This is a genomic window from Pseudomonas sp. SCPG-7, from assembly GCF_002156405.1.
Lineage (GTDB): Bacteria > Pseudomonadota > Gammaproteobacteria > Pseudomonadales > Pseudomonadaceae > Aquipseudomonas > Aquipseudomonas parakoreensis.
In genome coordinates, this window is sequence record NZ_MVOO01000010.1 from 165,667 (window position 1) to 178,243 (window position 12,577).

The following is a 12,577-nucleotide window of genomic DNA, read 5'->3' on the forward strand; positions in this document are numbered from 1 at the left end:
TCACTACAGGCGCATTCGGCTCATGAAACCTACCCTTCCCCGCAGACCCCGCTGGCGCAGCCTCGCCCTGCTGGCCCTGTGTCTGGCGCCGCTGCTATGGCCGCTTGAGCATCTGGCCGAGCGCTATTACCGCAGTGAACTGGCCGGGCAAAACCGCCAGACCCTCGACCTCTACGTCGCCAACCTGCTGGGCACCCTGCACCGCTATGAAGTGTTGCCGCAGATCCTCGGCGACCTGCCGGCCCTGCGCGCCGTACTCGGCGCACCGGACGACGGCGTCACCCAGGGCAACGCCAATCGCCTGCTGAAAAACATCGCCGCACAGACCGGCGCCGAAGTCATGTACCTGATGGACACCAGCGGCCAGACCCTGGCGGCGTCGAACTGGGACAAACACGACAGTTTCGTCGGACGCAATTTCGCTTTCCGTCCGTATTTCAGCGAGGCCATGGCTGGGCGTCTGGGACGCTTCTTCGGCCTCGGCACTACGTCGGCCAAACGCGGTTATTTCTTCGCCGCCGCCGTGCGCAACGGCGAAAAAATCATCGGTGTGCTGGTGATCAAGGTCGACCTCGATCACACCGAAAGCCTGTGGGGCAAAACCCCGGAACAACTGTTGGTGACCGACCATAACGGCGTGGTCATCCTCACCTCGCGCCCGGAGTGGCGTTTTCGTTCGACCCGGACGTTGAGCGACACCGAGCGCTCGGCGATCACCGCGATCCTGCCCTATCCGACCCGCGAGCCGCGTCCGCTGAACCTCAGCGAAAACGCCTGGTTGACGCAGACCGTGAACATCGCCGAAACCGGCTGGAGCGTCAGCATCCTTGCCCCGCGCACGCTGATCGATCGTCCGGTGCGCACCGTTGTCGCCATCGGTGGCGCCACGCTGTTGGTGGTGATGCTCCTGCTCGGCTTGATGATGCAGCGCCGTCGACATTACCTGGAACGTATTGCCTTCGAAGCCAAGGCCCGCCGTGAACTCGAAGGCCGGGTGGCCGAGCGGACCAGCGATCTGGAAGGCCTCAACCGGCGCCTCAAGCAGGAAGTGCTGGAGCGCGAACAGGCTCAGCAGGAGCTGGTGCGTGCCCAGGACGATCTGGTCCAGGCCGGCAAACTCTCGGCACTGGGCACGATGTCGGCGAGCATCAGCCACGAGCTCAACCAACCGCTGGCGGCGATCCGTAGCTACGCGGAAAACGCCGAAGTACTGCTTGATCACCAACGCACCGAAGACGCCCGTGGCAACCTCAAACTGATCAGCGAACTGACCGGGCGCATGGCCTCGATCATCGCCCACCTGCGTGCCTTCGCCCGCCGCGACCGCCATGCTCCGGAAAGCGTCGCCCTGCAACCGGCGCTGGATGATGCATTGGCATTGCTGGCCAAACGGCGCCGCAGCATGGAAGTCGAGCTGATCCGCGACCTGCCCGCCGCCACCCTGTGGGTAGAGGCCGGGGAAACCCGACTGCGCCAGGTGCTCGGCAATCTGCTGGCCAACGCCCTCGATGCGCTGACCGAAAAAGGCCCGCCGCGCAAATTGTGGCTGAGTGCCGAATCCACGGCCGAAGGCGTCAATCTGTACATTCGCGACAACGGCCCGGGCTTTTGCATGGAAGCCCTCGGCCGCGCCAGCGAGCCCTTCTACACCACCAAGACCCGCACTCAGGGGCTTGGTCTGGGGCTGGCGATCTGTGAAACCCTGATGCGCGCCTTCGGTGGTGAACTGTCGTTCGCCAACCACAAGCAAGGTGGCGCCTTGATCACCCTGCGGCTGCGCGCCGGCGCGCCCGGGGTCAGCCTGCAACCGTCCGAGGATCGAAGTGCATGACCATCGACAATCGTATTCAGGTGGTGTTGATCGACGACGATCCGCACCTGCGTCAGGCCCTGGGCCAGACCTTGGACCTGGCCGGGCTGAAAATCCTCCCGTTGTCCGAGGCCAAAGGTCTCGCCGCGCAACTGGAGCGTGACTGGCCCGGCGTGGTGGTCAGCGACATCCGCATGCCGGGCATGGACGGCCTGGAGCTGTTGAGCGAATTGCACGCTCAGGATCCGGAGCTGCCGGTGCTGCTGATCACCGGCCACGGCGACGTGCCGCTGGCAGTGCAGGCGATGCGTGCCGGCGCCTATGACTTTCTGGAAAAACCGTTCGCCAGCGATGCCCTGCTCGACAGCGTGCGCCGCGCCCTCGCCCTGCGCCGGCTGGTGCTGGACAACCGCAGCCTGCGCCTGGCCCTCAGCGACCGTAACGAATTGAGCGCGCGACTGGTCGGCCATTCGGCGCCGATGCTGCGCCTGCGCGAGCAGATCGGCGCGCTGGCGGCGACCAAGGCGGACGTGCTGATTCTCGGTGAAACCGGCGCCGGCAAAGAGGTCGTGGCCCGTGCGCTGCACGACTTGTCGAGCCGACGTAACGGGCCGTTCGTGGCGATCAACGCCGGCGCCCTGGCGGAATCGGTGGTCGAAAGCGAGCTGTTCGGGCATGAACCGGGCGCCTTCACCGGGGCGCAGAAACGCCGGATCGGCAAGTTCGAATTCGCCAACGGCGGCACACTGTTCCTCGATGAAATCGAAAGCATGAGCATGGACGTGCAGGTGAAACTGCTGCGCATGCTGCAAGAGCGTGTGGTCGAACGTCTGGGTGGCAATCAGTTGATCCCGCTGGACATCCGCGTCATCGCCGCGACCAAGGAAGACCTGCGGCAAGCCGCCGATCAAGGACGCTTCCGCGCCGACTTGTATTACCGCCTGAACGTGGCGCCGCTGCGCATTCCGCCACTGCGCGAGCGAGGCGAAGATGCGCTGGTGCTGTTCCAGCACTACGCCGATGAAGCCAGCGCCCGCCATGGTCTGCCGCCGCACGAACTGCAACCGGCGCAACGCGCCTTGCTGTTGCGCCACACCTGGCCCGGCAATGTGCGCGAACTGCAGAACGCCGCCGAACGTTTCGCCCTCGGTCTGGAGCTGGCGCTGGACAACAGTGGAAGTGAAGGCGGCGGCACCGCCGTGGAAGTCATCAGTGGCGGCCTGAGCGAGCAAGTGGAAAACTTCGAGAAATCGTTGATTGCCGCCGAACTGGCGCGCTCGCACAGTTCGGTGCGCAGCCTCGCCGAAGCCCTGGGCATTCCGCGCAAGACCCTGCACGACAAACTGCGCAAGCACGGCTTGAATTTCGCCGACAGTAACGCCCATGGAGACGAAGCCGAATGAGCCGCGACAGTCGCTATCTGGAATCGGTGCTGCATCACGACATTCCCCTGACCCGCGAGATGGGCCTCAAGGTCCTCGGCTGGCACGAGCAGCAGTTGAGCCTGCACTTGCCGCTGGAGCCGAACGTCAATCACAAGAGCACCATGTTCGGCGGCAGTCTCTACTGCGGCGCGGTGCTGGCGGGTTGGGGCTGGCTGCACCTGCGCCTGAAGGAAGAAGGCATTGAAGACGGGCACATCGTGATTCAGGAAGGGCAGATCAGCTATCCGCTGCCCGTGACCGGTGATGCCACGGCGATTTGTCCGGCCCCGCAGGCGGCGGTCTGGAAGAAGTTTCTGGCGATGTATCAGCGCTACGGACGCGCGCGATTGACCCTCGATACGCGAATCGTCAACACCGGCAGTGATGAGGATGCAGTGACGTTTCGCGGGCAGTACGTTTTGCACCGCTGAAGCAAAAGATCGCAGCCTTCGGCAGCTCTACAGGGAAATGCTAAATCCTCTGTAGGAGCTGCCGCAGGCTGCGATCTTCTGATCTTATGAGCGGGCCAGCTCCAATAGTCTCGCGCGCCAAGCCGCTTTCGCCGGCAACGCCAGAAAGAACTCATTGAGCAGCGATTCCCGCGCCGGGTAACAGAACGCGTCGCCCTGCAGATCCAGCACCTCGCCGCCTGCACCTTCGAGCACGCCCTGCGCCGCCGCGGTGTCCCACTGCGAAGTCGGCGCCAATCGCGGATAACAATCCGCCGCCCCTTCAGCCAACAGACAAAACTTCAGCGAACTGCCGATGTTTGCCAGTTGCAACTCGCCCAGGCTGGCGCTCAAACCGGCGAGCAGACGTTCCTGCTCCGCACTGGAGTGGCGACGGCTCGCCACCACGGTAAACGCTTCACCCGGCGCAAGCGCGTCACGCACCTGAATCGCCACCGGCGAACCGTCCTTGTCCCCACGCCACGCGCCGAGACCGGCACCGCCGACATAGAACCGGCCATTGGTCGGCATCGACACCACGCCAAACACCACCCGCCCGTTTTCGATCAGGGCGATGTTGACGGTGAATTCTTCGCTGCCGCTGATGAACTCCTTGGTGCCATCCAGCGGATCCACCAACCACCAGCGCTGCCACCCGGCGCGCACACTCTGCGGGATGCTGGCGTCCTCCTCGGACAGAATCGGAATACTGGAGTCCAGTGCGGTCAGCCCGGCGACGATCACGTGGTGCGCGGCCATGTCTGCTGCGGTCACCGGTGAATCATCGGACTTGGCGGTGACCTCCACGCCAGAGCGCCAGAACGGCAGAATCGCCTCGCCAGCCTGCAAGGCCAACGTAACTACCGGCGCCATTAACGGATGGGGAAACTTCATCGATATCTCACTCATGACTGAAAATACCCGCGCTGTCCCAGCAGATCGCGGGTCAGGTACAACGCCGCCAAGGCGCGCCCTTCGGAAAATTGCGGATTTTGCGCCAGCGCCGCCAGTTCACGCAGGTTAACCTTGTCGACCCGCATCGGCTCGGGCTCGTCGCCCTCCAATCGCTCTTCATACAGGTCGGTGGCCAGCACCACCTGAATCTTCTGGCTCATGTAACCGGGCGACAGCGACAACTCGGTCAGATGCTCCAACTGACGAGCGCCATAACCGGCCTCTTCCTTGAGCTCACGCTCGGCCGCGGCCAGCACATCCTCACCCGGCTCGATCAAGCCTTTGGGCAAGGACAATTCGTATTCATCAGTGCCGCCGCAGTACTCCTCGACCAGCACCGCGTGCTCACTGTCGAGCATTGCCACGATCATCACCGCGCCGTAGCCCGCGCCTTTGCCCACCAGACGCTCGTAGGTGCGTTCCACGCCATTGGAAAAACGCAGCTTCAGTTCTTCGACGCAAAACAGGCGACTGGTGGCGACAATCTCGCGGGCGAGTACAGTGGGTTTCTGGCGCATGCAAAGCTCCTTGGCGTGAACGCGCTACTATAACGCGGCTTTCCCGATTGTTTGTGTCGGATATCTTTCTACCGCTTGAGACGTTGCCATGCCTTCTTTACCGTGGTCTGACATCGATACCGTCCTGCTGGACATGGACGGTACCTTGCTGGACCTGCACTTCGACAACCACTTCTGGCTGGAACACCTGCCACAACGCTACGCCGATCTGCACGGAGTGAGCCGGGCCATGGCCGACATGGAACTGCAGCCGCTGTTCGAGCGCCATGCCGGGCAGCTGCAGTGGTACTGCCTGGATTTCTGGAGCACCGAACTGAAGCTCTCGGTACGAGAACTGAAACTGGAGACCGCGCACCTGATCGCGCTGCGTCCGGATGCCGATACCTTTCTGCAGGCGATCAAAGAGGCCGGCAAACGGGTGATCATGATCACCAACGCGCATCGCGATTCACTGTCGCTGAAACTCGAGCGAGTCGAACTGGCGCCGTATTTCGAACGGCTGATCAGCTCACACGATTACGGTTATCCCAAAGAGAACCCGCAGTTCTGGGATGCCTTGCAGGCGGATATCGATTTTGATCCGGCGCGCAGTCTGTTCATCGACGATACGTTGCCGATTCTGCGCAGTGCACGGGAATTTGGTGTGACGCATTTGTTGGCGGTGAAAGAGCCGGACAGTCGCAAGGGGCCGAAGGACACGGCCGAGTTTGCGGCAGTTGAAGATTACCGCGATTTGCTTCGGGGTCTCTGACTTCCTGCAGGAGCTGCCGAAGGCTGCGATCTTTTGACTTTGATTGTTTAAAAAACAAGATCAAAAGATCGCAGCCTTCGGCAGCGCCTACAGGGGGTGTGAGTTATTCAGGGATACGCAGGGTCTGGCCCGGATAGATTTTGTTCACGTCCTTGAGCATCGGTTTGTTGGCTTCGAAAATCTTGTTGTATTGGTTGGCATTGCCATACACCGCCAGGGAAATCGCGCTGAGGGTATCGCCTTTCTTCACTACGACAAAACGTGCCGCAGCCACAACCGGCCCGGTCACTGTGATCTGATCATCAACACTGCCCACGCCTTCGATGTTACCCACCGCCAGCAGAATTTTTTCCTTCTCTTCCTGGCTCGCTACCTCACCGGTCACCGTGACCTTGTCGCCATCCACGGTTGCCTGAACATTCGGATTGCCCAGCCCGACCTTACTGATGTGTTCCTTCAACTGCTCGCTGGCATTGGCATTACCAGGGGTCAGCAGATCGATCAGTTTCTCACCGGCCTCTTTCACAAAGCTCAACAGACTCATGGCACACACTCCTTGATTTGGATTCCAGACGTCCAAGCCTAGACCACGTTTGCCGAACCCGGTTCCAGCCCGACCAATGACCCGGCTCCGCCGCTGGCTCAAGCGGCTGGCGCGCGTCCCGCAGATCGCGGCCCCTTGCTTGATCGACGGCGTCTATCAATAGATCGACAGTAGCGATTAGACGCGACAAGTTGCCGCGCCTAGTCTTAGCGTTGATCAATCCGTCGGTGATGCCATGAACGCCAAGCGCCCCACTTGCGCGGCGCCTGCACTTCAAACGCCCGCGCCCGCCGCCAGCCAGACCTACAGTTACAGCGATCTGCCCCTTGTGGAATCGGCCAGCACCGCGCTCGCCGAGGAAGTCGCGCTGGCGATCGCCTACAACGGCATCAGTCAGGCAGTGATGCTGGTGACGCCGACGGATCTGGAAGATTTCATCGTCGGTTTCAGCCTCGGCAGCGGCATCATCGCAGACGCCAGCGACATTTATGACCTGCAACTGACCGGCGCCGGCTCGGCGCAATACGCGCAGGTAACCATAGCCAACCGCGCGTTCTGGAACCTCAAACAACAGCGCCGACAACTGGCCGGCACCAGCGGCTGCGGTCTGTGCGGCGTTGAAGCTGTCGAGCAGGCCCTGCCCGATCTGCAAGTCCTGCCCGGCGCACCACTGCCGCCCGCCGCATGGCTCGACGGTCTGCGCCAGCGCATCGGTGCGTTCCAGCCCCTCGGCCAGCACTGTGGTGCGGTACACGCCGCGGTGTTCATGAACGCCAGTGGTGAATTGCTGCTGGGCCGTGAAGACATCGGTCGGCACAACGCACTCGACAAGCTGATTGGCGGGCTGATCCGCCAGAAGATTTCCACCGACGGCGGCCTGGCGATTGTCACCAGCCGGTGCAGTCTCGAATTGATCCAGAAAGTGTTGCGCGCCGGGATCCAGACGCTGGTCAGCCTGTCCGCGCCCACCGGCCTTGCCGTGCAATGGGCCCGCCGCCACAACCTCAATCTCATCCACCTGCCGCAGAAGAATGCGCCGCGGGTCTACAGCCCAGCGATGGAGAACCAAGCGTGAGCCAACATCATCAAGCCGACCAGAAACCTGTCCCGCGCTACAAGCCTTACAAGGGCCCTGCCGGCGGCTGGGGTGCACTGATCAGTGTGGCTCAGGCCTGGTTGACCAGCGACAACGCGCTGAAAAACCTGCGCATGATGCTCAAGACCAACCAGAACGGCGGCTTCGACTGCCCGGGCTGTGCCTGGGGCGATTCGCCGGAAAGCGGCATGGTCAAGTTCTGCGAGAACGGCGCCAAAGCGGTGAACTGGGAAGCGACCAAGCGTCGAGTGGACGGCAAGTTCTTCGCCAAACACAGCGTCACCTCGTTGCTGGAGCAGAGCGACTATTGGCTTGAATACCAGGGCCGCCTGACCGAGCCGATGGTCTACGACGCGCAGACCGATCGCTACAAGCCGATCGCCTGGGACGACGCCTTCGCCCTGATCGGCAAGCACCTGCAAGCGTTGTCGAGCCCGGATCAAGCCGAGTTCTATACCTCGGGCCGCGCCAGCAACGAAGCGGCGTACCTGTATCAACTGTTCGTGCGTGCCTACGGCACCAACAACTTCCCCGACTGCTCGAACATGTGCCACGAGGCCAGCGGTGTGGCGTTGGCGCAGAGCGTTGGCGTCGGTAAAGGCACGGTCACCTTCGACGACTTCGAACACGCCGATGCGATTTTCGTCTGGGGCCAGAACCCCGGCACCAACCATCCACGGATGCTCGAGCCGCTGCGCGAAGCCGTGAAGCGCGGCGCACAAGTGGTGTGCATCAACCCGCTGAAAGAGCGTGGTCTGGAACGTTTCCAGCATCCACAGCATCCGCTGGAAATGCTCACCAATGGCGACAAACCGACCAACACCGCGTACTTCCGTCCGGCACTGGGCGGCGACATGGCGGTGCTGCGCGGCATGGCCAAGTTCCTCCTGCAGTGGGAGCGCGATGCGCAGAAGGCCGGTGACCCTGCAGTGTTCGATCACGACTTCCTCAATGCCCACAGCACCAACGTGCTGGAGTATCTCGGCGTGGTGGATGACACGCCGTGGGAGCAGATCGTCGCGCAGTCCGGTCTGACCCTTGTGGAAATCGAACAAGCGGCGCGCATGTACGCCAAAGGCAAGAACGTGATCATGTGCTGGGCGATGGGTATCACCCAGCATCGTCACTCGGTGCCGACCATCCAGGAAATCGCCAACCTGATGCTGCTGCGCGGCAACGTCGGCAAACCCGGTGCCGGCCTGTGTCCGGTGCGCGGTCACAGTAACGTGCAGGGCGACCGCACCATGGGCATCAACGAGCGCCCACCGGTGGCGTTCCTCGACGCTCTTGAGCGGCGTTTCCAGTTCAAGGTGCCGCGTGACAACGGGCACAACGTGGTCGAGGCGATCCATGCCATGGCCGAGGGCCGCGCCAAGGTCTTCATCGGTCTGGGCGGCAACTTCGCCCAGGCCACGCCGGACAGCCCGCGCACCTTCGCGGCGCTGAGCAACTGCGACCTCACGGTGCAGATCAGCACCAAGCTCAACCGCAGCCACCTGGCCCACGGCAAGGACGCGCTGATCCTGCCGTGCCTCGGCCGCACCGACATCGACATCCAGACCGAAGGCCCGCAGGCAGTCACCGTGGAAGACTCGTTCAGCATGGTCCACGCCTCAAATGGTCAGTTGCAGCCGCTGTCGAACCAGATGCGCTCGGAACCGGCGATCATTGCCGGGATCGCCGCCGCCACGCTGGGCAGCAAACCGGTGGACTGGAACTGGCTGGTGGCCGATTACGGGCGCATCCGCGACCTGATCGCCGATACCATTCCGGGCTTCAAGGACTTCAACGAGAAGGTCAAGAATCCAGGTGGGTTCTACCTCGGCAACAGTGCTGGCGCACGCAAGTGGAACACCCCGTCGGGCCGGGCCAATTTCCGCGCCAACCGGCTGCCCAAGGATCTGGTGCACGAACGCACCCGCGCCACCGGGCAACTGCCGGACCTGATCCTGCAATCGATGCGCTCCCACGATCAGTACAACACCACCATCTATGGCCTCGACGACCGTTATCGTGGGGTCAAGGGCCAACGCGACGTACTGTTCGCCAACGAGGCCGACATCATTCGTCTGGGCTTCCGTCCCGGGCAGAAGGCGGACATCGTGTCGCTGTGGGACGATGGCCGTGAACGTCGGGTGAAGGGCTTTACCTTGCTGGCGTTTGATATTCCGGCGGGTCAGGCGGCGGCTTACTATCCGGAAGTGAATCCGCTGGTGCCGCTGGAGAGCACCGGCGATGGCAGCCATACGCCGACGTCGAAGTTCATTGCGATCCGCCTTGAGGCGGCGAGTGAGACGGGTTTGATCATGGCCAAGTCTGCTTGAACACGCTGCCCTGTGGCGAGGGAGCTTGCTCCCGCTGGAGGCCGCAGGACTCCCTCCGTTTTGCATTTTTTTGGGGCCGCTTCGCGGCCCAGCGGGAGCAAGCTCCCTCGCCACAAGATTTGTGTTGAATCTCTGTCCTGAAGCTTTCATACGCCCACAAAAAAGCCGCTTTTGCATAAAAGCGGCCTGTCCGAAGTAGCTAAAGACCGGCGAAAATCGCTTAAGTTCCGCATACAAAACAGCAACTTGCAGAATTGTATACAGGTCGTGTTATTCGTCGGATTTCGATTGTCAGTCTTGATACAGAGCCTCAGGATCGCGCCGTCATCCCTTTGAGGCTCCTCTATGAAGTTCTCCTCGATTCTCTTGTTGTCCCTTGGCCTGGTCAGTGGCTTCGCTTCTGCCGGAGGCACCACCGAAGCAGGTGTGGGCGGCGCATTGGGCGGGGTTCTTGGCTCGGTCGTCGGTCAGTCTTTAGGCGGCAATACAGGTTCAACCATTGGCGCAGCCCTGGGCGGCGCGGGTGGTAGCGCGGTCGGCGCCAACAAGCACAGCCGTGGCGAAGCGGCCATTGGTGGTGCGCTGGGCGCAGCCGGCGGTAACGTGGTCGGCCGCAGCATGGGCGGCACCACCGGCAGCCTGATCGGCGCCGCAGCAGGTGGCGGCGCCGGTGGCGCGCTGGGCAACTACATGGGTAACGAAAGCCGTGACGATGATCGTCATTACGATCGCGGCCGCGACGACCGTCGCTACTACCGCGACCGTCATCCTGGCCGTGGCCACGCTTATGGTCACCGCAAGCATCACCGCTACTATCGCGACTAATCCGTTGCGTTAAGCGGGAAAGCAAAAATCGCAGCCCAAGGGCTGCGATTTTTTTTGCTCTGGTTCAAACCACCAGACGCTCCAGCGCTTCACGCAATCTGCCTGGAATCGACACCGGCTGATTGCTCGTTCGTTCCACGAATACATGGACGAAACGCCCCGCCGCACAGGCCTCAGTTTCACCGATCTTGAACACCGCCAGTTCGTATTGCACCGAACTGTTGCCCAGCTTGCCGACCCGCAGACCGATCTCGATCAAGTCCGGAAAAGCAATCGAGGCAAAGTAGTCACAGGCCGAACTGACCACAAACCCCACCACCTCGCCGTCATGAATATCCAGGCCGCCGACCTGGATCAGGTAGGTATTCACTGCAGTGTCGAAGAAGCTGTAATAGGTGACGTTATTCACATGCCCGTAGACGTCGTTGTCGTGCCAGCGCGTGGTGACCGGCTGGAAATGCGGGTAATCGGAGCGTTGTGGCATCGGGTTGGACATCAGCATTGATCCAGGAAGTTTTACGAGCAGTCTAAAGGCGAAACCGTGGTGGCTCTAGCAATCAGCGTTCGGCAAACCCCTTGCCCTGAGCCGCCAGCTCGCCAATCAAGCGCGCCGGTTGCCACTGATCACCCTGCCGCGTTTGCAGTGCCAGCAAGCGCTGATGAATGTCCACCAGCCCCTGCTGATCCGCCCAGGCCATCGGACCGCCCTTGTCGGCCGGGAATCCGTAGCCGTTCAGGTACACCAGATCAATGTCATGGGCCGACCCGGCAATGCCTTCCTGAAGAATCTTTGCGCCCTCGTTGACCAGCGCCAGCAGGCAGCGCTCCAGAATCTCCTCCGGACCGATCGCGCGGCGCTGGAAGCCCAGCTCTTCGCTGACCCGCAGCACCAGTGCATCGACTTCGGGATCAGGCTCGGCCTGTCGACTGCCCGGCTCATAGTGATAATAACCATTGCCGGATTTCTGCCCGAAGCGGCCCATCTCGCACAAACGGTTGTCCACCTGAACCTCCGGCGCATCCTGCCCCTTGCCGGCCAGTTCGCGTGCGCGCCATTCCAGATCAATACCGACGACGTCATACATGCGGAACGGCCCCATGGCGAAACCGAACCCCTGCAGCGCCGCATCCACCTGTTGTGGATAAGCGCCCTCGAGCAGCATCTTGCGCGCCTCCAGCACGTACGGATGCAGCATACGATTGCCGATAAAGCCGTGGCAGTTGCCCGACACCACACTGACCTTGCCCATGCGCTTGCCCAGCGCCAGCGCCGCTTCCAGTGCAGGCGGCGAAGTCTGTGCCCCACGGACGATTTCCAGCAGTTTCATGATGTGCGCGGGGCTGAAGAAATGCAGGCCGAGCACTTGCGACGGACGTCGAGTCGCGGCGGCAATCGCGTCGATATCCAGCGCCGAAGTGTTACTCGCCAACAACGCCTCAGGCTTGAGCAGGCCATCCAGCTCGCGAAAGATCTTCTGCTTGAGCTCAAGGTTTTCGTATACCGCTTCGATCACCAGATCGACATTGCGAATCGCCGGGTAATCCGCCGCCGCGCTGATCCGGGCAAGGCGTGCGTCGGCTTCGACCTGATCGATCCGGCCCTGGCGCACATTGTGTGCATAGGTGTCGGCCACCGTCGCCAGTGCCTGTTCAAGCATCTGTGGATTGTTATCGACCCACTGCACGGCGATGCCAGCATTGGCCAGGCACATGACAATGCCGCGGCCCATGGTGCCCGCGCCGATCACGGCAGCTTGCTGAATATCGAAGGATGTCTGGCTCATGTTGTTCTCTTGTTGGCGATCCAAAGACAGCCTTCACCATAGTCACGCACCGGACGTTTTTGAAGTTTATTACCGTGATGATCGACATTCAGCGCATG

12 protein-coding genes are annotated in these 12,577 nt (G+C 61.9%); 7 read left to right on the forward strand and 5 right to left on the reverse strand.

Translation table 11 applies throughout. The features are described from left to right. Positions 1 to 22: 22 nt before the first annotated feature. Genes B1722_RS19390 through B1722_RS19400 form a run of 3 tightly spaced genes read left to right on the forward strand, consistent with a single transcriptional unit; the run spans position 23 to position 3,665 of the window. Positions 23 to 1,831 carry an ATP-binding protein gene (locus B1722_RS19390; RefSeq protein WP_041071297.1) on the forward strand — a complete coding sequence of 603 codons (1,809 nt, stop codon included), beginning with the start codon at positions 23 to 25 and terminating at the stop codon, positions 1,829 to 1,831. Next, complete coding sequence (locus B1722_RS19395) at positions 1,828 to 3,213, forward strand: sigma-54 dependent transcriptional regulator (protein ID WP_041071294.1); 1,386 nt, start codon at positions 1,828 to 1,830, stop codon at positions 3,211 to 3,213. The genes B1722_RS19390 and B1722_RS19395 overlap by 4 nt, the downstream gene beginning before the upstream one ends. Then, positions 3,210 to 3,665, forward strand: coding sequence for a thioesterase domain-containing protein (locus B1722_RS19400; RefSeq protein ID WP_041071291.1), 456 nt, complete (start codon positions 3,210 to 3,212; stop codon positions 3,663 to 3,665). Before B1722_RS19395 ends, B1722_RS19400 begins: the two co-directional genes overlap by 4 nt. An 84-nt stretch (positions 3,666 to 3,749) precedes the next feature. On the opposite strand, the gene cysQ is transcribed toward B1722_RS19400, so the two are convergent. Both cysQ and nudE read right to left on the reverse strand, forming a co-directional pair. Next, entirely contained in the window at positions 3,750 to 4,577 is an 828-nt protein-coding gene (cysQ, locus tag B1722_RS19405) for a 3'(2'),5'-bisphosphate nucleotidase CysQ (protein ID WP_086793966.1), read from the reverse strand. 11 nt (positions 4,578 to 4,588) lie between these two features. Further along, on the reverse strand, positions 4,589 to 5,155 hold the full coding sequence (nudE, locus tag B1722_RS19410; protein WP_041071285.1) for an ADP compounds hydrolase NudE: 567 nt from the start codon (positions 5,153 to 5,155) through the stop codon (positions 4,589 to 4,591). An 88-nt stretch (positions 5,156 to 5,243) separates the two neighbouring features. Between nudE and yrfG the strand changes: the two genes are divergently transcribed. Next, positions 5,244 to 5,906 (forward strand): GMP/IMP nucleotidase, encoded by a 663-nt coding sequence (gene yrfG / locus B1722_RS19415; RefSeq protein WP_041071282.1) that lies wholly within the window; start codon positions 5,244 to 5,246, stop codon positions 5,904 to 5,906. 103 nt (positions 5,907 to 6,009) lie between these two features. Here yrfG and lysM read toward each other — a convergent pair whose 3' ends face one another. Further along, entirely contained in the window at positions 6,010 to 6,450 is a 441-nt protein-coding gene (gene lysM, locus B1722_RS19420; RefSeq protein ID WP_027611221.1) for a peptidoglycan-binding protein LysM, read from the reverse strand. Between the two features lie 235 nt (positions 6,451 to 6,685). On the opposite strand from lysM, the gene fdhD reads away from it, so the two are divergent. The 3 genes from fdhD to B1722_RS19435 all read left to right on the forward strand — a co-directional run bounded on the left by fdhD (position 6,686) and on the right by B1722_RS19435 (position 10,695). Further along, a complete protein-coding gene (gene fdhD, locus B1722_RS19425) occupies positions 6,686 to 7,525 on the forward strand; it encodes a formate dehydrogenase accessory sulfurtransferase FdhD (RefSeq protein WP_086793967.1) in 840 nt (279 codons plus the stop codon). Continuing rightward, entirely contained in the window at positions 7,522 to 9,870 is a 2,349-nt protein-coding gene (locus B1722_RS19430; protein WP_041071276.1) for an FdhF/YdeP family oxidoreductase, read from the forward strand. The genes fdhD and B1722_RS19430 overlap by 4 nt, the downstream gene beginning before the upstream one ends. 345 nt (positions 9,871 to 10,215) lie before the next feature. Then, complete coding sequence (locus tag B1722_RS19435; RefSeq protein ID WP_041071273.1) at positions 10,216 to 10,695, forward strand: glycine zipper domain-containing protein; 480 nt, start codon at positions 10,216 to 10,218, stop codon at positions 10,693 to 10,695. 64 nt (positions 10,696 to 10,759) lie between these two features. Here B1722_RS19435 and B1722_RS19440 read toward each other — a convergent pair whose 3' ends face one another. Next, a complete protein-coding gene (locus tag B1722_RS19440) occupies positions 10,760 to 11,191 on the reverse strand; it encodes a thioesterase family protein (RefSeq protein ID WP_086794031.1) in 432 nt (143 codons plus the stop codon). Between the two features lie 61 nt (positions 11,192 to 11,252). Beyond that, the gene (locus B1722_RS19445) at positions 11,253 to 12,479 is read right to left on the reverse strand and encodes a 3-hydroxyacyl-CoA dehydrogenase (protein ID WP_041071267.1); all 1,227 of its coding nucleotides are present in this window, start codon (positions 12,477 to 12,479) and stop codon (positions 11,253 to 11,255) included. Positions 12,480 to 12,577: the final 98 nt, after the last annotated feature.